The sequence below is a fragment of the Mesonia mobilis DSM 19841 genome, assembly GCF_000423405.1.
Classification (GTDB): Bacteria; Bacteroidota; Bacteroidia; order Flavobacteriales; family Flavobacteriaceae; genus Mesonia; species Mesonia mobilis.
On sequence record NZ_KE384014.1, the window covers coordinates 48,608 to 70,870 of the forward strand.

25 protein-coding genes are annotated in these 22,263 nt (G+C 35.3%); 11 read left to right on the plus strand and 14 right to left on the minus strand.

The genetic code is table 11. The features are described 5' to 3' along the window. On the minus strand, window positions 1-1,080 hold the full coding sequence (gene recF / locus G551_RS0114690) for a DNA replication/repair protein RecF (protein ID WP_027886269.1): 1,080 nt from the start codon (window positions 1,078-1,080) through the stop codon (window positions 1-3). Window positions 1,081-1,228: 148 nt separating this feature from the next. Here recF and G551_RS0114695 point away from each other — a divergent pair, with 148 nt between their 5' ends. The 7 genes from G551_RS0114695 to G551_RS0114725 all read left to right on the plus strand — a co-directional run bounded on the left by G551_RS0114695 (window position 1,229) and on the right by G551_RS0114725 (window position 7,485). After that, window positions 1,229-2,020, plus strand: coding sequence for a tetratricopeptide repeat protein (locus G551_RS0114695; protein ID WP_027886270.1), 792 nt, complete (start codon window positions 1,229-1,231; stop codon window positions 2,018-2,020). A gap of 3 nt (window positions 2,021-2,023) precedes the next feature. Then, window positions 2,024-2,530: a 6,7-dimethyl-8-ribityllumazine synthase gene (gene ribH / locus G551_RS0114700; protein ID WP_027886271.1), complete on the plus strand. Its 507-nt coding sequence runs from the start codon at window positions 2,024-2,026 to the stop codon at window positions 2,528-2,530. 86 nt (window positions 2,531-2,616) lie between these two features. Continuing rightward, window positions 2,617-2,904, plus strand: coding sequence for a hypothetical protein (locus tag G551_RS0114705; RefSeq protein ID WP_027886272.1), 288 nt, complete (start codon window positions 2,617-2,619; stop codon window positions 2,902-2,904). Beyond that, a complete protein-coding gene (gene mutL, locus G551_RS0114710) occupies window positions 2,904-4,787 on the plus strand; it encodes a DNA mismatch repair endonuclease MutL (RefSeq protein WP_027886273.1) in 1,884 nt (627 codons plus the stop codon). Before G551_RS0114705 ends, mutL begins: the two co-directional genes overlap by 1 nt. Further along, window positions 4,788-5,534 (plus strand): rhomboid family intramembrane serine protease, encoded by a 747-nt coding sequence (locus G551_RS0114715; RefSeq protein WP_027886274.1) that lies wholly within the window; start codon window positions 4,788-4,790, stop codon window positions 5,532-5,534. Between the two features lies 1 nt (window position 5,535). Next, window positions 5,536-6,438: a rhomboid family intramembrane serine protease gene (locus G551_RS0114720; RefSeq protein WP_027886275.1), complete on the plus strand. Its 903-nt coding sequence runs from the start codon at window positions 5,536-5,538 to the stop codon at window positions 6,436-6,438. Between the two features lie 12 nt (window positions 6,439-6,450). Next, window positions 6,451-7,485: an endonuclease/exonuclease/phosphatase family protein gene (locus G551_RS0114725; protein ID WP_027886276.1), complete on the plus strand. Its 1,035-nt coding sequence runs from the start codon at window positions 6,451-6,453 to the stop codon at window positions 7,483-7,485. On the opposite strand, the gene G551_RS0114730 is transcribed toward G551_RS0114725, so the two are convergent. From G551_RS0114730 to G551_RS0114760, 7 genes are all read right to left on the minus strand, one after another. Continuing rightward, window positions 7,482-8,114 (minus strand): WbqC family protein, encoded by a 633-nt coding sequence (locus G551_RS0114730; RefSeq protein ID WP_027886277.1) that lies wholly within the window; start codon window positions 8,112-8,114, stop codon window positions 7,482-7,484. The genes G551_RS0114725 and G551_RS0114730 overlap by 4 nt on opposite strands. 5 nt (window positions 8,115-8,119) lie before the next feature. Then, window positions 8,120-9,691 (minus strand): signal peptidase I, encoded by a 1,572-nt coding sequence (lepB, locus tag G551_RS0114735; protein WP_027886278.1) that lies wholly within the window; start codon window positions 9,689-9,691, stop codon window positions 8,120-8,122. A 54-nt stretch (window positions 9,692-9,745) separates the two neighbouring features. After that, the gene (dapB, locus tag G551_RS0114740; protein WP_027886279.1) at window positions 9,746-10,456 is read right to left on the minus strand and encodes a 4-hydroxy-tetrahydrodipicolinate reductase; all 711 of its coding nucleotides are present in this window, start codon (window positions 10,454-10,456) and stop codon (window positions 9,746-9,748) included. 2 nt (window positions 10,457-10,458) lie between these two features. Next, window positions 10,459-11,037, minus strand: coding sequence for a DUF5683 domain-containing protein (locus G551_RS0114745; protein ID WP_027886280.1), 579 nt, complete (start codon window positions 11,035-11,037; stop codon window positions 10,459-10,461). Continuing rightward, on the minus strand, window positions 11,027-11,935 hold the full coding sequence (locus G551_RS0114750) for a ParB/RepB/Spo0J family partition protein (protein WP_027886281.1): 909 nt from the start codon (window positions 11,933-11,935) through the stop codon (window positions 11,027-11,029). Before G551_RS0114750 ends, G551_RS0114745 begins: the two co-directional genes overlap by 11 nt. A 6-nt stretch (window positions 11,936-11,941) precedes the next feature. Beyond that, window positions 11,942-12,706: a ParA family protein gene (locus G551_RS0114755; RefSeq protein WP_027886282.1), complete on the minus strand. Its 765-nt coding sequence runs from the start codon at window positions 12,704-12,706 to the stop codon at window positions 11,942-11,944. Between the two features lie 99 nt (window positions 12,707-12,805). Beyond that, complete coding sequence (locus G551_RS0114760; RefSeq protein WP_027886283.1) at window positions 12,806-13,687, minus strand: SDR family oxidoreductase; 882 nt, start codon at window positions 13,685-13,687, stop codon at window positions 12,806-12,808. A 100-nt stretch (window positions 13,688-13,787) separates the two neighbouring features. Between G551_RS0114760 and G551_RS0114765 the strand changes: the two genes are divergently transcribed. From G551_RS0114765 to G551_RS16605, 4 genes are all read left to right on the plus strand, one after another. Further along, on the plus strand, window positions 13,788-14,120 hold the full coding sequence (locus G551_RS0114765; RefSeq protein WP_027886284.1) for a hypothetical protein: 333 nt from the start codon (window positions 13,788-13,790) through the stop codon (window positions 14,118-14,120). A gap of 179 nt (window positions 14,121-14,299) precedes the next feature. Then, complete coding sequence (locus tag G551_RS0114770) at window positions 14,300-14,947, plus strand: hypothetical protein (RefSeq protein WP_027886285.1); 648 nt, start codon at window positions 14,300-14,302, stop codon at window positions 14,945-14,947. A gap of 75 nt (window positions 14,948-15,022) precedes the next feature. Then, complete coding sequence (locus G551_RS0114775; protein ID WP_027886286.1) at window positions 15,023-15,211, plus strand: GldL-related protein; 189 nt, start codon at window positions 15,023-15,025, stop codon at window positions 15,209-15,211. Between the two features lie 14 nt (window positions 15,212-15,225). Beyond that, window positions 15,226-15,420, plus strand: a complete 195-nt coding sequence (locus G551_RS16605) for a hypothetical protein (protein ID WP_150313199.1) — start codon at window positions 15,226-15,228, stop codon at window positions 15,418-15,420. A 41-nt stretch (window positions 15,421-15,461) separates the two neighbouring features. Here the strand turns inward: G551_RS16605 and scpA are convergent, their stop codons facing one another. The 6 genes from scpA to G551_RS0114805 form a co-directional block, all read right to left on the minus strand. After that, the gene (gene scpA / locus G551_RS0114780; RefSeq protein ID WP_027886287.1) at window positions 15,462-17,594 is read right to left on the minus strand and encodes a methylmalonyl-CoA mutase; all 2,133 of its coding nucleotides are present in this window, start codon (window positions 17,592-17,594) and stop codon (window positions 15,462-15,464) included. A 69-nt stretch (window positions 17,595-17,663) separates the two neighbouring features. Further along, complete coding sequence (locus tag G551_RS0114785; RefSeq protein ID WP_027886288.1) at window positions 17,664-19,037, minus strand: methylmalonyl-CoA mutase subunit beta; 1,374 nt, start codon at window positions 19,035-19,037, stop codon at window positions 17,664-17,666. Further along, window positions 19,030-19,365 carry an FtsB family cell division protein gene (locus G551_RS0114790; protein ID WP_027886289.1) on the minus strand — a complete coding sequence of 112 codons (336 nt, stop codon included), beginning with the start codon at window positions 19,363-19,365 and terminating at the stop codon, window positions 19,030-19,032. Before G551_RS0114790 ends, G551_RS0114785 begins: the two co-directional genes overlap by 8 nt. A gap of 18 nt (window positions 19,366-19,383) precedes the next feature. Then, window positions 19,384-19,992 (minus strand): uridine kinase, encoded by a 609-nt coding sequence (udk, locus tag G551_RS0114795; RefSeq protein WP_027886290.1) that lies wholly within the window; start codon window positions 19,990-19,992, stop codon window positions 19,384-19,386. Between the two features lie 207 nt (window positions 19,993-20,199). Further along, on the minus strand, window positions 20,200-20,820 hold the full coding sequence (locus G551_RS16030; protein ID WP_051191429.1) for a hypothetical protein: 621 nt from the start codon (window positions 20,818-20,820) through the stop codon (window positions 20,200-20,202). Window positions 20,821-21,027: 207 nt separating this feature from the next. Next, a complete protein-coding gene (locus G551_RS0114805; RefSeq protein WP_027886291.1) occupies window positions 21,028-22,200 on the minus strand; it encodes an efflux RND transporter periplasmic adaptor subunit in 1,173 nt (390 codons plus the stop codon). Window positions 22,201-22,263 lie beyond the last annotated feature (63 nt).

Here is a 22,263-nt window from a genome sequence, read left to right on the forward strand (position 1 = left end):
TTATAGTTGAATCATTTTATATTGGTTGGCATTGGCTTTTACCACATTTTCGGTTCGGTCGGCGTGCGTGTCGCTTATAAAAAGCTGACCTAAATCGTCTTTTGTGACCAAATCTACAATTTGTGCGACACGATTTTCATCTAATTTATCAAAAACATCATCGAGCAATAAGATTGGGTTTACCTTACTTTGGGCTTTCATAAAATCGTATTGCGCCAATTTTAAAGCGATTAAAAACGACTTTTGTTGTCCTTGCGATCCAAACTTTTTTACCGGATGTCCTTTAATTTTAAAGCTAAGATCATCTTTATGCGTTCCTACGCCGGTATATTGTAAAGCCATATCTTTTTGTAGATTTTTTTCAAACAATACATTTAATTTTTCGTCGCTAAGCTGGCTTTTGTATTTAATGCTCACTTCTTCTTTGGCATTACTAATACTTTGGTAGCGTTCTTTAAAAATAGGAGTGAAGGTGTTTAAAAAATCAATTCGTTTTTGGTGAATGATTTCACCCATTTCACTCATTTGTAAATTGTAAATGTCGAGCGTAGAACTGTCGAAAGTATGATTCGCCGCAAAATACTTCAACAGAGAATTTCGTTGTGATAAGGTTTTGTTGTACTTCATTAATAGGTCCAAATATTCCTTATCGTTTTGCGAGATAATACTATCGATAAATTTTCTTCGTGTTTCGCTACCTTCAATAATAAGATCTCGATCTGCCGGAGAAATGATCACTACCGGAATTAAGCCGATATGTTCACTAAACTTTTCGTAAGCTTTTGCATTTCGTTTAATTACCTTTTTCTGACCTTTTTTTACACTAACCACTATTTTTTCTGAACGTTCTAATTTTTCAAACTCACCATCGATCACAAAAAAATCGGCTTCGTGATTTATATTTTGAGAAGCGATCGGGTTAAAATAACTCTTCCCGTAAGCCAAATGATAAATGCTGTCGAGCACATTAGTTTTACCCACGCCATTATGACCTACAAGGCAATTTATTTTCTCGTCAAAATCAAAATTTGCAGTTTCAAAATTTTTATAATTCAGTAAAGAAAGTTTTTTTAAATGCATAAAGAATTGAAAAACAGTAGTTTTTTGTTGAATTTGTTAGGTCGAGAATTTAATTATTATAGTCTGCAAAGTATTGAAAAATAACAAAAAAAATCTCTTTTATATATAAATAAAAATTATATTTTTGCGCATCATTTAAGATAATTTTATGGCAACATATAAGAAAAGAGGCTACAAGCCGAAACCGGAAAAAGAGCAAGAAGAGATCAATGAAGATGAAAATGTATATGTAGAAGGAGAATCTACTACGCAAGAAGTTTTTGATAACCTTGACGAAGGTGCTAATAAAACTGAAGAATGGTTAGAAAGTAACCAAAAACCTATCTTTATTTTTATTGGGGTTGTTATTGTAGCAGTCTTAGGTTATTTAGGTTACCAAAAGTTTATCGATCAACCTAAAGAGCAAGAAGCAGCGAACGAGATCTCTCAATCTCAGGTTTATTTCGAAAATGCTTTAGACGCATCGGGTAAAGCTCAAGACTCTTTATATAATTTGGCTTTAAACGGTGGTGCTGGTAAATATGGTTTCTTAGATATTATCGATAACTACGGAAGCACCAACGCAGCAAACCTTGCTAATTATTATGCAGGTATGGCTTACTTAAATACCGGTAAATACGATAAAGCTGTAAATTACTTAGAGAATTTTTCTAGTGAAGATGAAATTTTAGCGCCATTAGCTACCGGAGCGATTGGTGATGCATTTATGCAGTTAGAGCAACCTGAAGAAGCTTTAGGTTACTACGAAAAAGCTGCAAAAATGAGAACTAACGATTTTACAACACCTAAATTCTTATTGAAAGCTGCTATTACTGCGATCGAAGTAGGAGAAGGTGCGAAAGCAGAAGAATACTTAACAACAATTGAAGATGAATATGCCGATGCTCCAGAAGCTGAAAAAATTGCAGTTTACTTAGGCCAGGCAAAAGCATTAAAATAACATATGGCAACAGCAGGTAAAAATTTATCCGCTTACGACAAAAATACAATCCCAAACGCGAAAGACTTTCGGTTTGGGATTGTTGTTTCTGAGTGGAATGACGATATTACAGAAAACCTTTTTCAAGGAGCATTTGATGTTTGGATCGAGAACGGAGTTTTAAAAGAAAACATTGTTCGTTGGAATGTTCCCGGCAGTTTTGAATTGATTTATGGTTGTAAGAAAATGCAAGAATCTTTCGAAATGTTAGATGCAATTGTAGCCGTTGGTAATGTAATTCAAGGAGAAACTAAGCATTTCGATTTTGTTTGTGAAGGCGTAACTCAGGGGATTAAAGATTTAAATATCCAATCAGACATTCCGGTGATCTTTTGTGTACTTACCGATAATGAGAAGCAACAATCTATCGACAGAAGCGGCGGTAAACACGGTAATAAAGGAGCAGAAGCTGCAGTTGCGGCTATTAAAATGGCGCAGTTGCGTAAAGACGCTAAGTTTTATAAAGAATAACGCATAGCTTACTTACTGTTAACAAAATTTGCCGCTTTAGAGCGGCATTGTTTTTGATTTTAGTAACTTTGAAATAAGCTAAAGTTATGGGAATTTTAAAAACAAGAAAGAACAAGCAGTTTAATTACAGTCCTCGCTATTACGACGATAAAGGCGAGGGGAATCCCTATAAAATACAATCAAAGTACGACCAGTACAGAAAAACGGTAGAAAGTCCCGGCGGGATCGTGAACCGTTTTAAATCTGCGTGGGCAGAATTTCAAGAAAAGTCAGATCGAGAATCTAGCAAGAGAATTATGATGATTGTTGCGATTCTAGTATTTCTTTTCTTGTTTTTAATCGACTTTGATCTATCAATTTTCTTTGCAAATTAATGGCAGACATTATTCAATTACTTCCAGATCATGTAGCTAACCAAATTGCTGCAGGAGAAGTGGTGCAACGCCCGGCTTCTGTGGTAAAAGAGTTACTCGAAAATGCGATCGATGCGGAAGCGACCCATATTCAACTACTTATTAAAGATGCCGGTAAAACCTTAATTCAAGTTTCTGATGACGGAAAAGGAATGAGTGAAACCGATGCCCGTTTGTGCTTTGAGCGTCACGCGACTTCAAAAATTAAAATGGCAGAAGATCTTTTTCAACTTAAAACAAAAGGATTTCGTGGTGAAGCTTTAGCATCTATTGCCGCGATCGCGCACGTCGGTCTAAAATCGAAACAAGAAGAGCAGGAAGTAGGCACCGAAATTAAAATTAACGGAACCAAAGTAGAATCTCAAGAACCTTGCGTAACCCAAAAAGGAACGGTGGTTAGCGTAAAAAACTTGTTTTTTAATATTCCCGCAAGAAGAAATTTTTTGAAGTCGAATGCGGTAGAAACTCGCCATATTATTGATGAATTTCAGCGTGTGGCTTTAGCGCATCCGCAAATAGCTTTTTCATTGCATCACAATGGGAGTGAGATCTTTCAATTACCAAGTACAAATCACCGTCAGCGTATTGTGAATATTTTCGGAGCTAAAACCAATGAAAAATTAGTTCCTGTTGAAGAAGAAACTGAAATTTTAAATGTACAAGGTTTTGTAGGAAAGCCAGAGTTTGCCAAGCGTACCAAAGGCGAGCAATTCTTTTTTGTGAACGATCGCTTTATTAAAAGTCCGTATCTAAATCACGCGGTAACGGCAGCTTTTGAAGGTTTGCTAAAAGAGAAAACTTATCCTTCTTACTTTTTATATTTAAACATCGATCCTAAACGAATCGATATCAATATACATCCTACAAAAACGGAGATTAAGTTTGACGATGAGCACGCGCTTTATGCTATTTTAAGAAGTGCGATCAAGCATAGTTTAGGGCAATTTAATGTCGCGCCGGTGTTAGATTTTGAGCGTGATGCCAATTTAGACACGCCATATAGTTATAAAGAGAAACAAGCGGAACATCCGATCGTAGAAGTAGATCGTAATTTTAATCCGTTTGAGAGTGAGATGAAATTTTCATCTTCTTCCTCTACTTCAGCAAAAACATCAAGTAGTAAAAGTAATTTTCAGCCTAGTTTCTCAAAGAAAAATGAAGGTTCTTGGGAAGCTTTATATACCGAATTTGATTCTTCTAAGCCAGAAGCAGACTTTAGCAATGTAGAGTTTGAAAGTGAAGAAGTAACGGGGAGTTTATTTGAAGATGAAAAGAAATCTGAATCGGGAAATACATTTCAGCTTCAGAAAAAATATATCATTAGTTCTTTAAAATCTGGTTTGTTAGTGATCGATCAGCATCGTGCGCATACTCGAATTTTATATGAAGATCTTTTAAAAAGCATTACGGTAAAAGCAGCGATAAGTCAGCAATTATTATTCCCGTTAATTCTTCAATATTCTAAACAAGAAACGGCAATGTTGCGAGAATTAAAAGACTCGTTAGAGCAAACCGGTTTTGTTTTTGCCAGAATCGAAAATCACGAAGTAGAGATTAAAGGAATCCCGAATTTAATTTCTGAAAGTGAAGTTTCTATTTTACTGGACCAATTATTGTCAGATTTTGAGAATGAAATACCCGAAAGCGGCTTTAAACAAACTGACTTATTGGCAAAATCTTTGGCAAAAAGTATGGCAATTAAAACAGGCGCGGTTTTAGATACGGTAGAACAAATTGCAATTGTAAACGGTTTGTTTGCTTGTAAAGAACCCGATGTAACACCGTCTAACCGAAAGGTGTTCGTCACGTTAGCAGTAGATGAGCTCGAAAAAAAATTCATGTAAATGGGTAGAATAACAGAAACGGTAAAAGTACTTTTAATTGCGAATATTCTTTTTTTTGTAGGAAGCCAGTTTTTAGGTGATTACGCGATTAAAATGTTAGCACTTTGGTTTCCGGAGAATGAAAATTTTGGTATTTGGCAGGTGGTGACGCATATGTTTATGCACGGTGATGTATCGCATATCTTTTTTAATATGTTTGCCTTATATATGTTTGGGAGTGTTTTAGAGCAAGCTGTTGGGCAACAACGATTTTTGTTTCTTTATTTCTCTTCCGGTTTAGCAGCAGCAGGACTTCAAATTTTATTTACTTACCTAGAATTTAATCCTGCTTATCAAGCTTTGCTCGATGCAGGAATACAACCAAGTCAAATTTATGAAAGTTTAGATCGAGCCGTACAAACTAATTCCTATCAATTTTTTCAAGGCGTTTCTCAAGAAACTGTAATGCAACTTACCGATGCTTATGTAACGCCAATGGTAGGAGCTTCAGGAGCTATTTTTGGAGTACTTGCGGCATTTGCAGTAGTTTACCCTAATCTTCCATTATACATTATGTTTATCCCAATACCGATTAAAGCGAAATATTTAATTGGAGGTTATTTTTTAATAAACGTATATTCCGCAGTGACGGGAGCTACGATTTTAGGTCCGTCAAATACGGCCTATTGGGCACATATTGGCGGAGCGGTAATCGGATTTATTACGATGTATTACTGGAAGAAAAATCAATTTAATCGCTGGAATTAAGATGAACTTTAGAGACCAATTACAATATCGTTACAATATGGCCGGCGTGGTAGAAAAACTGATCGCGGTAAATGTGCTTGTGTTTGTGGTGGTTTTTCTTCTCAAAGCGATCTTTTATCTTTTTAATCTCCCGGATTATTTAAGTGAATGGCTGGTTTTTCCTAAGCAACTAGGAGAATTTATCTATAAACCATGGACGCTTATTACCTACGCTTTTATGCATAGCGGAATATGGCATATACTTTCGAATATGCTTATTCTTTATTTTTCAGGCCGAATGTTTCTTACATTTTTCTCACCGAAGCGTTTACTTAATTATTATTTTTTAGGAGTTATTGCCGGAGCATTATTATTTATGTTAAGCTACAATGTTTTTCCAGCGTTTGCCGGAGCCGGAAATTCTTATTTGTTAGGAGCATCAGCAGCAGTTATGGCAGTTTTATTAGGCGTAACCACTCAGGCTCCAAATATGAGTGTTCGCTTAATGATTATTGGAAGCATAAAACTTTGGTGGATCGCTGCTTTTTTTGTGATCTCAGATATTGTACAAATGCCATTTAATAATCCCGGTGGGCATTTAGCGCATATTGGTGGTGCTTTGTTAGGTTATATTTACACTACTCAATTACAAAAGGGGAGAGATATTGGTGCTTGGTTCGAAAAATTAGTAGACAGTATCGTTTCTATATTTTCAAAAAAAGAGAAAACTCCGTTTAAGAAAGTTTACAAAAACAAAAACTATTCTTCTTCAAAAAGTAAAGCTTCAACAGCTACTCATCATACTGCGGGAGCTAAAGAAAAGCAACAAAAGATCGATGCAATTTTAGATAAGATTAGTAAAAGTGGTTACGAAAGTTTGAGTAAAGCCGAAAAAGATTTTTTGTTTAACGCCGGCAAAGATTAACTTTGAAGTGCTATGAAGCCTTTAAATTTCTTCGATAAAGTTATCTTTTTTGTGAATTCGCTTTTTGCGACGGCACTTTTATTGGCCTATTTATTACCATATATCCCGCCGAGTTCGTTTCCTTACCTTTCGGTGTTAAGTTTAACGATGCCGGTACTTCTGGTCATTAATATTGCTTTTTTAATTTATTGGGTTGTTAAACTGCGGAAGCATTTTCTGCTTTCATTTCTTATACTTTTATTGGGCTTTAATCATATTTTATCGTTGTATAAATTTGGTGCAGAAAAATATACTAAGCAACCTCAAGACGTAAAGTTGTTAAGTTACAACGTGCGACAGTTTAATCGCTTTAATTGGATCGAAGGTGATTCGGTAACAAATCAAATAATTAATTTTATTGAAGCTGAAAAACCCGATGTGGTTTGTTTACAAGAATACCAGCAACGTTCAGATGTTGATTTTGTTGAGTTTCAGCATAAATATGAAGTGTTAACCGATAAAAAAACGCGTTTCGGGCAAGCGATTTATACCAATTATCCTATCGTAAATAAAGGTTCGATCGGATTTGGAACTTCTAATAATAATGCGATTTATGTAGATCTTGCTGTAGGGAACGATACCATTCGCTTTATAAATATTCATCTAGAAAGTTTAAAAATTAAACCGAAAGTAAGCGAGTTTCAAGAAGGAACACGAGAAAAACTCATCGGTCGAATTGATAATTCTTTCAGAAAACAGGAAGCACAAGTAAAAAAGATTTTAAAGAATTTAGAATCTTGCCCGTATAAATCTGTGATTAGTGGTGATATGAATAATAGCGCTTTTTCTTATATCTATCGAAAGCTTTCTGAAGGTCATTTAGATGCTTTTAAAGAAAAAGGAAAATCGTTTGGAAAGACTTTTGATTTCGATTTTATCCCGATGCGTATTGATGCTATTTTAGTCGATGAAGCTTTTAAGGTGAGACAGTTTAACAGCTTTCCGAAGGTGAAATATTCAGATCATTATCCTATTTCGTGTATTTTTTCTTTGGAGAGTAAAGATTAGATCAATTCCTGATTTTCTAAATAATTCAAACTATTTGGGCCTTCATTAAACAGTAAATCTAATATCGATAAGTTAGGGATAAAGCCATATTTATCTTCAAAAACCTGTGTGTAGTGTTCAAATTTTACGGTAGGTTTTAATTTTGCATTAATCAAAAAACGTTTGTCTTCTATATTTGGTTGCTCGATCTCGTGAATGTATTCTTGCGTTTTTTGAAGCGGTTGTTCTAATTGTAAGCAATCGCAAACCGCTTGATAGCAATCGTAATTAAAATCGAGTAAAAATTTGTATTCTTTTTTAAAAAGATGAATTAATTCATCTTCGTAAAATTCGAAGAAAGGAGAAGTTCTGTAAGCAGCTTCTAACGATCGCCAATGTATGGTTTGCCAGTTAAAATCTTGCTCGATTTTTACCTCTTTATATTTTTGTCTTATGTTTTTCTTGCCGGTATGTTTTATAGGAATATTCAGCAACAAAGAGCCGTTAGCGCCATAAATGTATTGGCGATTTCGGTAGGTTTGCTTTTGGTAGTTATCTTCATTTTCAAAAATAACTTTTTCAGCCTGAGCTAAATGGGCAAACTGTAAAATTGACCCGAAATATGCCGGATGTAAAACAATAGCACTCATGAAGATTAAGCTTTTTTCTTACGTTTTCTAAAGAAATTAAAACCGATAAGAATGACCAATCCAATTAGAAAATAATACAAATAAGAAACCGGTTTACCATCACCACCAACGGTTGTAAATAAACGCTCCCATCTAATTTTATTGAAGAATCCATTGGCATTACCATCGTAACTCATCCAAATAAAAATGGGTTTACCTACGACGTGATTTTCGGGTACATAACCCCAAAAACGACTATCTTCACTGTTATGACGGTTATCACCCATCATAAAATAATAGTTTTGCTGGAAAGTGTATTCGTTTAAAGGTTCGTTATTTAAAAGCACTTGTTTACCGTTGACAGAAATTTTGCGCTCAAGTCCCATTTCGCTTCCTTCATAAACTTCTATAATTCTTTTATAGAAAGGAAGAGATTGCGGAGTGATCGCAACAGTTTTTCCGGCTTCAGGAATATAAATTGGTCCCATTTGATCGTGGTTCCAATTCATTTTAGCTGAAGGAAAAATACGCGGATCTGTTTTCCCTACCGAATCGATAATTCTAGTGATCGAAGCAACATTAGGATGATTTTTAAACTTCTGAATTGTTTCATCTGAAAGTGATACGAACCTAAACTGTCTTTTAGATTGATTGTACCAAGCCACAGGATCGGTGATATTATAGCGTTGTGCTAAATTTCTAAGATCGAAACCTTGGCCTTTACCTTGTACGATATAGGAATATTGAGGTTTTGCACGATCTGGTAACACTAAAGCTTCATCGTTAATGTAAACTTTACCGTCAACAATTTTTAAAGAATCTCCTGGAATACCAACTGCTCTTTTTACATAATTCGATTTTTTGTCGATTGGTTTTTGGTAGTGTTTTCCTGATCGATCACGAAACATTCTTACCGTATCTACCGGCCAGTTAAAGACCACAATATCATTACGCTCGATATCTTCAAATCCCGGAAATCTAAAGTAGGGGAGTTGCGGTTTGTTGGTGTACGATTTAACTCCTAGAAGCGGAATGGTATCGTGAACCATCGGGAAAGAAACCGTTGTTTGTGGAGCACGCGCACCGTAATGAAATTTACTTACAAAAAGAAAATCGCCTACTAATAAAGTTTTCTCTAACGAAGACGTAGGAATGGTAAAAGGCTGAATAAAATACGTGTGTACAATCGTAGCAGCAACTACAGCAAACAAAATCGAGCTTACCCATTCACCAACTTCTGTTCTTGGTTTTAAACTTCGCTCAGAAATATGTTGAACATCTTGCGTGTAGTTAATATAATATAAATAAAAGCCTAGCGTAAGTATGGTTAACCAGGTATCGAGTTTAGTATGTTTGCCAAAACTTCTAGCGGTTTCTACCCAAACTACCGGAAACATAATTAGGTTAACGATAGGAATAAAAAGAAGGATCGTCCACCACCAAGGTCGGTTGATCATTTTCATTAAAACTATTGCATTGTAAACAGGAATAAAGGCTTCCCAAGCTTTTCTGCCTGCAATTTTATAGAGTTTCCAAGTCCCAAACCCGTGAATGAGTTGAACAACTAGAAAAAATATGAACCACTGTACTAAAGTCATTTTCTTTTATTTTTTTTATAAGTAGGTTTAAGCTCACGATTGTTACATCGCGTTTTATAAACCTAACACATCTTTCATGGTGAAAACACCGGTTTTATCGTGCAACCATTCTGCAGCGATCACTGCTCCTAAAGCAAAACCTTCACGCGAATGTGCGGTGTGTTTAATTTCGATATCATCGATCGAAGAAGCGTATTTAATGGTATGCGTTCCTTTTACATCGTCTTCACGCTTGGCAACTACCGGTATCTCTTTATCACTTACTTCTTCGTTATTTTCAATCAATTTCCAGCTTTTGTTATCGGTATGCTGAAGAATGCTTTCAGTTAGAGTAATGGCAGTTCCGCTGGGTTTATCGAGCTTTTGGGTATGATGTATTTCTTCAACATCTACTTTATACTCATCAAATTTACTCATCAGTTTTGCTAAATTTTCATTCAACTGAAAAAATAAATTCACTCCTAAACTAAAATTAGAACCATAAATAAAAGCTCCGTTTTCTTCCTTACAAACTTTTACAGCTTCCTCGTAACGGTCTAACCAACCGGTAGTACCACAAGCCACGGGAATATGATGTTTAAAACAAGTTGTGATATTATTAAAAGCCGCATCTGGAATGCTAAAATCAATAGCAACATCGGCTTTTTTTAATTCTTCAACTTCAATAGGAGAAGAAGTTTTATATACAATTTCGTGATTTCTGTTAATGGCAATCTGCTCAATGGTTTTACCCATTTTTCCGTAGCCTAAAATGGCAATCTTCATAATCAAAATTTTATGTTGAGTGATAAACCGTAGTTGATGTTTCTGTTAATATGGTCGACATCGATCGCCGGATTTAATGTTAAGTCGTTACTTACATTAAATTGCTGCAAATGGGCATCTACATTGGCATCGACAATGTTTAGAATATAAATTGCTGCAGTTACTAAAATAGTTAATTCTTTATTTCTTCTGAATTGCTTTTGTGCATCTATTAATCGATCGTTTTCGAGCACTCCTTGAAATTCATCATCATTATAACCGGCTAACCTTCTTTTATAGGCGTCGCGATAGCGGTTGTATTGTTCGTCGTTATGAATATAAATGGCAACGCTGGTTCCTAAAGCTCCGTAAACGATAGGTAGTTTCCAATAGCGGCCGTTGTAAATCTGACCTAGACCCGGAAAAATCGCTGAATAGAATGCTGCTTTAGCCGGAGCAAGCGGATTGTATTCTTTAAATTTTCCTTCTTGATCGTTTACTTCAGCAATTCTTTCGGTACGTAAGGCTAAAGAATCTTTTTGAGCCTTAAGCTGAAGTGTTGAAAAAATAGCGAATACAATTAATAAGATCTTAATCTTCACCCTTTATAAGTTTTTGCAGACGTTTAAAGTCTTCTTCGGAAGAGAACGGAATGATTAACTTTCCATTGCCTTTCTTATTCACTTTTACATCAACTTTTGCACCAAAATATTCTGAAAAGTTTTTTACTGAAGATTGAATTTCTTTAGGAACGCTAGGTGAAGCCGATTTTTTTGAAGAAAAATCTTTTCCGTTTTTTTGATACGATCTAACCAATTGCTCGGTATCTCTTACCGATAGTGCATCAGAAATAATTTTCTCGTAAATTTTAAGTTGAATTTCGGTGTCTTCAACATTAATTAAAGCACGGCCGTGACCCATCGATAAAAAACCATCACGCATCCCGGTTTGAATAATTGGATCTAATTTTAATAAACGAAGATAATTGGCAATAGTCGATCTGTTTTTACCAATGCGATCACTCATTTGCTCTTGTGTAAGATCGATCTCGTCGATCAAACGTTGGTACGAAAGAGCAATTTCTATAGGATCTAAATCTTGACGCTGAATATTTTCTACCAACGCCATTTCTAAAGATTCTTGGTCGTTAGCAATTCTTATATAAGCGGGAACCGTTTTTAGTCCTACTAATTTTGAAGCACGGTAACGACGCTCACCAGATACTAATTGGTATTTATTAAAATCAGTTTTTCTAACTGTTATGGGTTGAATTACGCCTAGCTCTTTAATAGAGGTTGCTAATTCTTGTAAAGCATCTTCATTAAAACTGGTACGAGGTTGAAAAGGGTTTACCTCAATCGCCTCCAATTCTAATTCAACAATATTACCAACAACTTTATCGGCATTTTTGTCTTTAGCAGTTTTAATATCATTATCAGGATCTTTTAATAATGCAGAAAGACCTCTACCTAATGCTTGCTTTTTTGTTGCCTTCGCCATAAATCACTAACTGTTTTTCTTTATAATTTCTTCAGCTAAACTTAAATAATTATTAGCTCCTTTACTGCCTGCATCATAATTAATAATACTTTCGCCATAACTAGGAGCTTCACTTAAACGTACGTTACGCTGAATAATAGTTTCAAAAACCATTTCTTCAAAATGCTTTTTGACTTCTTCTACAACTTGGTTAGAGAGTCGAAGTCTAGAATCGTACATCGTAAGCAATAAACCTTCAATATCTAAATTGTTGTTATGAATTTTTTGTACGCTTTTAATCGTATTTAAAAGTTTACCTAAACCTTCTAAAGCAAAATATTCACATTGTATTGGAATAATAACAGAGTCTGCCGCGGTTAAAGCATTTAATGTTAATAAACCTAAGGATGGTGCGCAATCTATAAGAATATAATCATACTTCTCTTTAAGTGAAACAATAGCGTTTCTTAACATCGATTCTCGTTGGTCCTGATCGACTAACTCGATCTCGATAGCTACCAAATCGATATGTGCGGGAATGATGTCTAGGTTTGGTGATTCTGTTGAAACAATAGCATCTTCAGCTTTTAATGTGTGTTCTAAAAGTTGATAAGTGCCGGCTTCAACATTTTCTACATCAAGGCCTAAACCCGAACTAGCGTTAGCCTGCGGATCTGCATCGATTAATAAAACTTTTTTCTCTAATACACCTAAAGCGGCTGCAAGGTTTACAGAAGTAGTGGTTTTACCTACTCCGCCTTTTTGGTTAGCAATTGCAATGATTTTACCCATCAATTATTTAAGATTTAGATGGTAAAAATACAATTAATTATCCCAATTGAAAACGCTTAAATAAATAAGTTAACCTTGTTTTTTAACAATTAAAGTTAATTATTTGTCTTTCTTCTTTCTAATCATTTCTTCGAGCATATCCCACATTTCTTTAGGAATATCTTCCAGCAAGTTAAACTGTCCTGCGCCTTTAAGCCATTCGCCGCCATCTATAGTAATTACTTCACCATTCATGTAAGCTGCGAAGTCTGAAACTAAATAGGCTGCGAGATTAGCCAGTTCTTGATGTTCACCCACACGTTTAAGCGGGACTTTTTGTGCCAAGTCGAATTTATCTTTTAGATCTCCCGGTAAAAGTCGATCCCAAGCGCCTTTGGTTGGGAAAGGTCCTGGAGCTATGGCATTAAATCGAATTCCATATTTTGCCCATTCTACCGCCAATGAACGCGTCATTGCTAAAACGCCTGCTTTTGCTGTTGCTGAAGGAACCACATAAGCAGAACCCGTCCAAGCATAAGTAGTTACAATATTCAAAACAGTTTTCTCTTTTTCACCCTTATCGATCCAATGTTTACCAAACGCAAGCGTACAATTTTTGCTTCCTTTTAAAACAATATCGATAATCGTATCGAATGCATTTGCCGAAAGACGTTCGGTAGGAGAGATAAAGTTTCCTGCAGCGTTATTCAGTAAAACGTCAACGCTTCCCATTTTATCGATGGCTTCATTCTTCATTTTATTTACTTCATCATAATTTCGCACGTCACATTGTATCGCAAAACATTTACCACCGGTTTCTTCTTCTAATTCTTGAACGGTAGTTTTCAATTTTTCTAAATTTCTAGAGGTGATCGCTACTTGAGCTCCTAACTCTAAAAAGTATTTGGTCATCGATTTTCCTAAACCGCTACCGCCGCCGGTAACTACGATATTTTTATTTTTTAAGGCGTCTTCACGCAACATTTTCTGTTGAAAGTTCATTTGAATAGTATTAAAATATAGTTTTTTTTAAAAATACAGACTATTGGGTATTTTATTGATAGACTTTTGTAATTATTTTAAAAAAACTAAAACAAGCTTTATGAAAGTCAATACTATATTATTTATCTTCTTACTTAGCTACGCAAACGTTGTTGCTTTTCAGGTTGAAATTCTAAAAATCGATTCAAAAGTATTAGGAGAAGAAAGAGAATTAATTGTTTCTGTTCCTATTGATTACAAGGAAAGTAATAGAAAGTATGAGGTAATTTATGTTCTAGACGCGCAAGAAATAAAATTTTTTGATGCTGTAAAAAACACAATAGATTTTCAGAACTATAATTTAGTGCCTATGATTGTAGTTGGTATTGTTTCTTCTAATAGGAATCAAGATTTTCTACCGAATGTCAATCATATAGAAACAAAAAAAGTTTAGCATTAACAGGATATGGAAATGCTGAAAAATTTCAAAAGTTTATTTTAGAAGAAGTTTTTTCTGAAATAGATAAACGTTACAGAACTCTTCCTAGAAAATTAGGTGTTGGCTATTCTAACGGTGCTACTTTTCTAAATTATAACCTTATTAATAATCCTAATTTTTTTGATATTTATTTTTTGATAGATGCAAATTTAAGTTTTGATAAACGGCAGCTACAAAATTCTTTAAGTAATAAAAATTTATCTGAAGAAATAGAGGGTAAGAAATTTATCTACGCTTGTGCAACAAATCAAAATTCAGAGTGGGTGAATTCTTCTAAAGATTTTTATACTTTACTTAATCAAAAGCTATCTGGAAAAATAATTTTTAGAAAAGATTTTTTTGAGGCGGAATCACATCAAACGGTATTTCAACAAGCAATAATAAACGGTCTTAAAGCTTATTTCAATTATCAATATTTTAATGCAAGTAATTTAGTAGATTATTATAAAAATATAGAAAAGGCAAATATCTACAATTTTAAGGACACTGAAATATTAGCATTAGCTAAGGCTTTTAATGATAATGGTTTACCAAATGAAGCAAAAGTAATTATAGACGCATTTAAAAATAAATTAACATTTGAATCTGTTGAAAATTCAAGAGATTTAATTGGACTATTTGAGACAGGAACTTTATTTCTTGATTTAGGTTACAAAAACATTGCAAAAGAATATTTTACAACTTGTGCTGAAAAATTAGAAAAATTTAAAACTCATATGAATAAGCAACAATATGAAATAGGTAAGGAAATGCTTGAGGAGAAAATGAAATATTTTGATTAAAAATCCCCGATAACAGGGATTTTTTGGATAGTCTTTTGGAGTTAATTTTAGTTTTTAAAATAAAAATTGAGCATTATGAAAAAAATAGCATTCTTCACCGGCGCACTTTCTACCTCGATTGTGATGATCGGGATTCTTTTTAAATATTTTCATTGGCCGTTTGCAAATGTGTTAATCGCTATAGGAATTGTTCTTTTCGCTTTGTTTTTTGTACCAACAATGACTAAATATATCTATGATCGCCCCAGTAGAGATGAGTTATAAATAAATACATTCTTATGAAAACAATAGCCATTACAAGCGGTATCTTATATGTTTTAGCAACAATTATTGGTGCTGTCTTGCAGTTAATGCATTGGCCTTATGGTGTGATTATACAAAACACCGGTTTTTCATTATTACTTTTTGTATTTATACCAAGTTTAATTTTTTATGTAAAGCGGTTAAGAAGAGGTGTTCATCGAAAATTTTAAAAGTTCTTAAGCCTAAGTTATTTAAAGCCCATTCAATAATTTTATTCTACCGAATCAATCAAGATTTCTAAAATCTGAATCGCCGCATCACTAATTTTAGTTCCCGGACCAAAAACTGCTACCGCTCCGGCATCAAATAAATATTGATAATCTGCGGAAGGAATCACCCCGCCAACAATCACCATAATATCTTCGCGATCGTGTTTTTTTAATTCTTCGATCACCTGCGGAACCAAGGTTTTATGTCCTGCCGCTAAAGATGAAACTCCTAAAATATGCACATCGTTTTCTACCGCTTGCTTAGCAGCTTCTTGCGGCGTTTGAAACAACGGACCAATATCTACATCAAAACCAACATCGGCGTAACCGGTCGCAACAACTTTAGCGCCACGATCGTGACCATCTTGCCCCATTTTAGCAATCATAATTCGTGGTCGGCGACCTTCTAACTCTGCAAACTGGTTCGCTAATTCTTTTGCTTTTTTAAACGATTGATCGTCTTTTATTTCTTTACTGTACACGCCACTAAAAGATTTGGTTTGTGCTTTATGTCTGCCGTAAATTTTCTCTAAAGCCATGCTAATTTCTCCGATACTTGCGCGCTCACGAGCTGCATTTACGGCTAAAGCTAAAAGATTTCCTTCTTCTTTTTCTGCAGCTTCGGTTAATTTCGCTAAAGCTTGCTGAACTTTTTCTTCATCACGATTTGCCTTCATTTCCGCTAATCGTGCAATTTGCTGCTTACGAACGGTTTGATTGTCGACTTCTAACGTGACGATCGGGTCTTCTTTTTCTCGGCGAAATTTATTTACGCCGACAATAATATCTTGACCACTATCAATTCGCGCTTGCTTTCTCGCGGCAGCTTCTTCAATACGAAGTTTTGGAATACCTTTTTCAATCGCTTTGGTCATTCCGCCTAATTCTTCTACTTCTTCAATCAGTTTCCAAGCTTTTTGAGCGATTTCATCGGTAAGTTTTTCTACATAATAACTTCCCGCCCAAGGATCTACTGTTTTGGTGATCTCGGTTTCATCTTGTAAATACAATTGCGTATTTCTGGCGATTCTTGCTGAAAAATCGGTAGGCAAGGCAATTGCTTCATCTAAAGCGTTGGTGTGCAAACTTTGTGTGCCACCAAAGGCTGCTGCAGCGGCTTCAATACAAGTTCGCGCCACATTATTAAAAGGATCTTGCTCAGTTAAACTCCAACCACTGGTTTGACAATGTGTTCTTAACGAAAGTGATTTTGAATTTTTCGGGTTGAATTGCTTTACCAATTTAGCCCACAACATTCTTCCGGCGCGCATCTTGGCAATTTCCATAAAGTGATTCATCCCAATAGCCCAGAAAAAGGAAAGACGCGGAGCAAAACTATCAATATCCATCCCGGCTTCGAGTCCTTTTCTGATGTATTCCAAACCGTCGGCTAACGTATACGCCAATTCAATATCACAAGTGGCTCCAGCTTCTTGCATATGATAACCAGAAATACTAATGCTGTTGAAACGAGGCATATTTTTCGACGTATATTCAAAAATATCTGAGATAATTTTCATCGAAGGAGTAGGCGGATAAATATATGTGTTACGCACCATAAATTCCTTTAGAATATCATTTTGGATCGTTCCTGAAAGCTGTTCAGGTTGTACACCTTGCTCTTCTGCAGCCACAATATAAAATGCCATAATTGGTAGAACGGCGCCGTTCATCGTCATCGAAACCGACATTTTATCGAGCGGAATTTGATCGAATAGAATCTTCATGTCTTCTACAGAATCTATTGCAACACCGGCTTTCCCAACATCGCCAACTACACGTTCGTGATCGCTATCGTAACCGCGATGCGTCGCTAAATCGAATGCCACTGAAAGTCCTTTTTGTCCGGCTGCCAAATTTCTTCTGTAAAAAGCATTACTTTCTTCTGCCGTAGAAAATCCTGCGTATTGCCTGATCGTCCAAGGTCTGCGCACGTACATCGTAGAATAGGGTCCGCGTAAGAATGGAGAAATACCGGCCACAAAATTGAGATGTTCTAAATTTTCAACATCTTCTTTCGTATAGACTTTTTTGATCTTGATTTTCTCTGCGGTAGTAAATTCTTTATTTTCAGAATTTTTGTAATTTAATTCTGAAGTTTGAATTTTTATATGTTGAAGGTCTTTTCGAGCCATTTTAATTGAGTTTAAAATTTTACATCAACCTGAATTTGTTTCAGCCTGACGTTAATCATATTTTGAAAATTACTCCGTTTCTAAGCGTTGTTGTTCACTTTTTTCTGCGAGTCTTTTCTGAATAATCGGCTTTAAAAGCGTTTTTCGTTCATTTTTTTGCAGAAATGGTGATTTCTCTAAATCTGCTTTCATTTTATCTTCTGGGTTTTGGTACTTGTTGGTACCCACCAAAGTTTTTTCAGCATCATTAAATTGTGCTAATTCTTTATTGGCACTTTCTTTAATTTTTCGCTGAATGGTTCCTTCTTTTAGAGAAGTGATCCAACCACCGGCTTTTTCAATAGATTTGAAAATTTCTAAGGCTTTCTCTGCCAGTTGCGAAGTAATTTCTTCTACATAATAACTGCCATCACTGGCATTCGCCACTTTATCGAAATAACTTTCTTCTTTTAAGATTAAAAGTTGGTTGCGGGCAATTCTTATTCCGAAGTCATTATCGTGGTGATAAATTTCATCGTAAGGAAGGTTGCAAACCCAATTGGCACCGCCTAAAATTGCACTCATACTTTCGGTAGTGGTACGTAACATATTTACATTATAATCGTAAATAGTTTTGTTTCTTCGGGTTGGGAAAGCTAAAATTTGAATAGTTTCCGGAGCTTCGTAAGCACTCGCTAAACTTGCATAAAGTTGACGTAAAGCTTTCAGTTTAGCAATTTCAAAAAAGTAATTAGAACCTGTAGCTACTTTAAACGTAGGTTGAAATTCTTTTAATTGCTGCGGAAAATGTTCGTTTAGATGATTTAAATATTCATTGACGTGTGCCATTGCATACGCTAATTGCTGCACGATATTGGCACCGGCATTTTGATAAATCGAAGTATCGACACTTAGTTGAGTCGGAATTTCTTTATTCAGTTGAATAAATTCAGCCAAGATTTGATGATCCTCTTGTTGATTACTGAACCAGTTTCCGGTAGCTGAAAGATGACCAACAATATCTACACTCACCGAAATTTGATGTTTTTTACCTTGAACAATTTCTTTTAACTGTTGAGGCGTTTCTTTCGACAAAAATTGAAAGTCGAGAAATATCGGAGTATTTTCGATATCGATTTCGGTTAATAAGTTTGAAAAATTAATTTCAGCAGAAGGAATCACTAACCACAAAGCTTCAGCACCTTTTTCTAAGCTTTCTAATAGCGAAGCTGCTGTGGTATTTTCAGAAATAATAAAACGTTCTGTAATTTTCCAAGGTTGAAGTGAAGTAGGAGCGTGGCTCGGTTCAAAATTATCTTGATGGTAAAATGGTTTTACATCGATGCCTTCGTTGCTATGAAATAGTAAACTTTCATAATCGGCTCCTTTTAAATCTACCTGAATTTTTTGTTTCCATTCTTTAGCGGAAACTTCTTTAAAATCTTCAAATAATTTTTTACTCATTTTCCTCGTTCTTTTTCAGGCTATCTTCATATTCAATAATAAAAATCTCTTCACCTTCACGCTTCATAAAATATTCTTCTCGGGCAAATTTTTCTAATTCAGAAGAATCGTTTAGTCCCTCAATGATAGCTTTGTCTTTATTAATTTCTTTTTGGTAGTAAGCTTTGTTGTTGTTAAGCTCGTCGAGTTCTTCATCGAGTTCGTTATGCACCAGCCAACTGTTGCTATCTAAAAATAGCATCCAGATGCCAAATACCAAAAGAATAAGCACATATTTATTGCTTATAATTTTAAACCAACGTTTCTCGCGAAGCTCTTTAAAACCCATAGTAACGAATATACGAAATTAGTCTAAGCGTTCTCTAATAATTGTCTGCACAATATCTACAGCAACCGTGTTGTAACGGTTATTCGGGATAATGATATCGGCAAACTCTTTAGTGGGTTCTATAAACTGCTGGTGCATGGGTTTAAGTGTGGTTTGGTAACGATTTAAAACTTCGTCTAAATCGCGCCCGCGCTCCTTCATATCTCGTTTTAAACGTCTTATTAAACGCTCGTCACTATCGGCGTGAACGTAGATCATAATGTCGAAAAGCTCTCGCAATTCTGGATGCGTGAGAATAAGGATCCCTTCTACCAACATTACTTTTTTAGGAGCAGTTTCTATCGTTTCTCCCGTGCGGTTATGTTCTTTAAACGAATACACCGGTTGTGGTATCGACTCTCCGGCTCTAAGTTGAATTAAATGTTTGGTAAGTAAATCAAAATCGATCGATTGCGGGTGATCAAAATTAATTTTTGTACGCTCATCGTAAGAAAGGTTACTAGTGTCTCGGTAGTACGAATCTTGTGAAATTACGGCAACTTCTTCGTGCTGTAATTCATCAATGATAGTATTGACTACTGTGGTTTTTCCGCTTCCGGTTCCTCCGGCAATCCCGATAATGAGCATAATTCTAAATTTTTCAGCAAAATTAACGAATTATTAAAATTATGAAATAGCAATGCGGTATTGTTATTAACGAATTTCTGTTGTTGAATTATTTTAAAAAAAAAGAAATAAGACCTTTTGAGTAAACTCTTGGAGGCGAAAAAGGTTTATACTGAAAAAATAGTCAGAATGATGCGATTCTGGATCAAGTCTGGAATGATGTTCATATCAATCTAAAAATCTCTTTTTTTGTCGAAGCAAAAACAGCTTTAAATGATAAAGAAAATGAGATTTTTCGTGTTCTTTAGCCGTGTTGTGATGTTGGTTGAAGCTATTTAAAGCAGCTTGTAAATCTCCCTCAGCTTGAATCGCGTGCCAGAATTTTTCAAAATCTTCTTTAATATTCTCTAGTTGAATAGTAATGTGTTGCGGTTGATACTTCAGGAACTCATCGATGTTTGCTGTAACGGTATCGACATAATCATAACAAACTTGCAATTGTTCTTCTTTGGAAAGCATTTCTGGCGGATTCATTTTAATTCCACCGGCATAAGCATCTACCATGCTTTTCTTTTTAAAAAATCGTTTACTAAAACTTTTTGCCGTTTTATCACGATCTCTTTTTAAATGCACATAAAAAACTTGATCCGGAAATTTTTGTTCTAATTCTCCCAAATGCCAGCTCAAGCGATTGTCTGCTTCAATATGATTTTTAGGATAATCAAAACGAGCCGGACCTAATTTTTGCGATCGAGTTTCGTGACCACAAGTAAAATTAGTGATGTATTTACAGGCTTCAATAAAGCTGAAAGAACCACAACGCCCCGTTCCTAAAACAAAAATGTACATCGAAAATTGAATTTGATTTCAAAAATAAGTAAAGAAATTTTAACCCTTCCGACTTTTTCAACTAAGATTGAAAAAGCCACCTTCCCTTAATAAGGGAAGGAACTTTTTATGTTATAATGAAGTTGAAATTGAAATTGAAATCAAACTTGAAGTTTAGCTTAAACAAACGAACCCCTAAAACCTACTCCCCAAAACCTAAAATCTAACTTAGTGATGATGACCGCCGCCTTCGCCTTTTTCGGCTTCGGCTTGTAAGTAATAAGCGTTATTGAATGCAAATTGGGTTTCTTGAGGTTGTTTTTCGAGTAACTGAATGGCCGTCCAGCCGCTATTGGTTTTTCCGGTTTTTACTTCTAGTGGAGAAAAACTCCATTCTTTTTCATTTTTTTCTGCTTTATAGATGTAAAAACGATCTCCGTTTTTTACCACAGCACTTTCGGGGATGGCAAGCGTCGTAGAATTCTCCGTTAAAATTCTTCCTTGAATATACATTCCCGGAATCAAATTTCCTTTTTTATTTTCAATTTCGGCGTGTACGTGAACCGCTTTCGGACTTTCTTCAAAAGTTTTACTAATCGAATAAATACTTGCCGAAAGTTCCGTTTCGGGTAGCGATTGCACGGTAAACTTAATTTTTTGATCTACGGCGATTTTATGAACGTCTTTTTCGTAAACCATCAAATCTGCGTGTACGTGATGCGTGTTGATAATCTCAAACAAGTCGGTTTGTGGTTGCACATATTGTCCGGTTTTTACTTCCACTTTTTGCACCGCGCCTTCGATTGGGCTGCGCAAAGCAACACGTTCTTGAATGTTCCCTTTCTCCAGATTACTAAGATTAATATTTAAGAGTTTCAGCTTAGATTTGAGTCCGCTCACCAAGCCTTTTTTTGCTAGGTAATCGGCTTCTGCTTTTTGAAAATTCATCCCAGAACCTACGCCGCCTTCATACAATTTTTTCTGACGCTCATATTCTTTTTCTAAATATTTTTGGTTGTGAAAAGCCTCTAAATAATCGGTTTGCAACTGAATAATATTAGGATGAGATAGATAAGCAACCACTTCACCTTGTTTTACTTCATCACCTTCGATCACTTCAATTTTAACCACATTTGCGCCAACGATGGTCGTTACCGTAGCTTCATTTTGTGGCGGAACTTCTAATCTACCATTTGCTTCTACAAAACCATCCATATTTCTATGCGTGAGGGTATCTACTTTTAAATCTAGTGCTTCAGCTTGTTCTAATGAAAGATGAATGCCTTCTTTTTCGTGATGTTCTTCTGTTTCTTCGGAAGAATTTTTATTGTTAGTTTCTGCTGAATTATTTCCGCAGGAAATCAAGAGTAAACATAAAAATGTATAACCTAAGGTTTTCATGATTGTTGTATTAAAAGTTATTTCCTGCAAGGTTTTGAAAACCTTGTAGGTCTTAAAGTGATT

What these genes read in the sequence shown, in the direction of transcription:
- G551_RS16030 (WP_051191429.1), bottom strand. Translation starts at nt 20,820, where the DNA reads ATGTACATTTTTGTTTTAGGAACGGGGCGTTGTGGTTCTTTCAGCTTT.
- G551_RS0114760 (WP_027886283.1), bottom strand. Translation starts at nt 13,687, where the DNA reads ATGAACTTTCAACAGAAAATGTTGCGTGAAGACGCCTTAAAAAATAAA.
- G551_RS0114695 (WP_027886270.1), top strand. Translation starts at nt 1,229, where the DNA reads ATGGCAACATATAAGAAAAGAGGCTACAAGCCGAAACCGGAAAAAGAG.
- recF (WP_027886269.1), bottom strand. Translation starts at nt 1,080, where the DNA reads ATGCATTTAAAAAAACTTTCTTTACTGAATTATAAAAATTTTGAAACT.
- G551_RS0114715 (WP_027886274.1), top strand. Translation starts at nt 4,788, where the DNA reads ATGGGTAGAATAACAGAAACGGTAAAAGTACTTTTAATTGCGAATATT.
- G551_RS0114730 (WP_027886277.1), bottom strand. Translation starts at nt 8,114, where the DNA reads ATGAGTGCTATTGTTTTACATCCGGCATATTTCGGGTCAATTTTACAG.
- G551_RS0114750 (WP_027886281.1), bottom strand. Translation starts at nt 11,935, where the DNA reads ATGGCGAAGGCAACAAAAAAGCAAGCATTAGGTAGAGGTCTTTCTGCA.
- lepB (WP_027886278.1), bottom strand. Translation starts at nt 9,691, where the DNA reads ATGACTTTAGTACAGTGGTTCATATTTTTTCTAGTTGTTCAACTCATT.
- dapB (WP_027886279.1), bottom strand. Translation starts at nt 10,456, where the DNA reads ATGAAGATTGCCATTTTAGGCTACGGAAAAATGGGTAAAACCATTGAG.
- udk (WP_027886290.1), bottom strand. Translation starts at nt 19,992, where the DNA reads ATGCTCATTATCGGGATTGCCGGAGGAACCGGAAGCGGAAAAACCACA.
- G551_RS0114725 (WP_027886276.1), top strand. Translation starts at nt 6,451, where the DNA reads ATGAAGCCTTTAAATTTCTTCGATAAAGTTATCTTTTTTGTGAATTCG.
- G551_RS0114705 (WP_027886272.1), top strand. Translation starts at nt 2,617, where the DNA reads ATGGGAATTTTAAAAACAAGAAAGAACAAGCAGTTTAATTACAGTCCT.
- scpA (WP_027886287.1), bottom strand. Translation starts at nt 17,594, where the DNA reads ATGGCTCGAAAAGACCTTCAACATATAAAAATTCAAACTTCAGAATTA.
- G551_RS0114755 (WP_027886282.1), bottom strand. Translation starts at nt 12,706, where the DNA reads ATGGGTAAAATCATTGCAATTGCTAACCAAAAAGGCGGAGTAGGTAAA.
- G551_RS0114720 (WP_027886275.1), top strand. Translation starts at nt 5,536, where the DNA reads ATGAACTTTAGAGACCAATTACAATATCGTTACAATATGGCCGGCGTG.
- G551_RS0114775 (WP_027886286.1), top strand. Translation starts at nt 15,023, where the DNA reads ATGAAAAAAATAGCATTCTTCACCGGCGCACTTTCTACCTCGATTGTG.
- G551_RS0114790 (WP_027886289.1), bottom strand. Translation starts at nt 19,365, where the DNA reads ATGGGTTTTAAAGAGCTTCGCGAGAAACGTTGGTTTAAAATTATAAGC.
- G551_RS0114785 (WP_027886288.1), bottom strand. Translation starts at nt 19,037, where the DNA reads ATGAGTAAAAAATTATTTGAAGATTTTAAAGAAGTTTCCGCTAAAGAA.
- ribH (WP_027886271.1), top strand. Translation starts at nt 2,024, where the DNA reads ATGGCAACAGCAGGTAAAAATTTATCCGCTTACGACAAAAATACAATC.
- G551_RS0114765 (WP_027886284.1), top strand. Translation starts at nt 13,788, where the DNA reads ATGAAAGTCAATACTATATTATTTATCTTCTTACTTAGCTACGCAAAC.
- G551_RS0114805 (WP_027886291.1), bottom strand. Translation starts at nt 22,200, where the DNA reads ATGAAAACCTTAGGTTATACATTTTTATGTTTACTCTTGATTTCCTGC.
- G551_RS16605 (WP_150313199.1), top strand. Translation starts at nt 15,226, where the DNA reads ATGAAAACAATAGCCATTACAAGCGGTATCTTATATGTTTTAGCAACA.
- mutL (WP_027886273.1), top strand. Translation starts at nt 2,904, where the DNA reads ATGGCAGACATTATTCAATTACTTCCAGATCATGTAGCTAACCAAATT.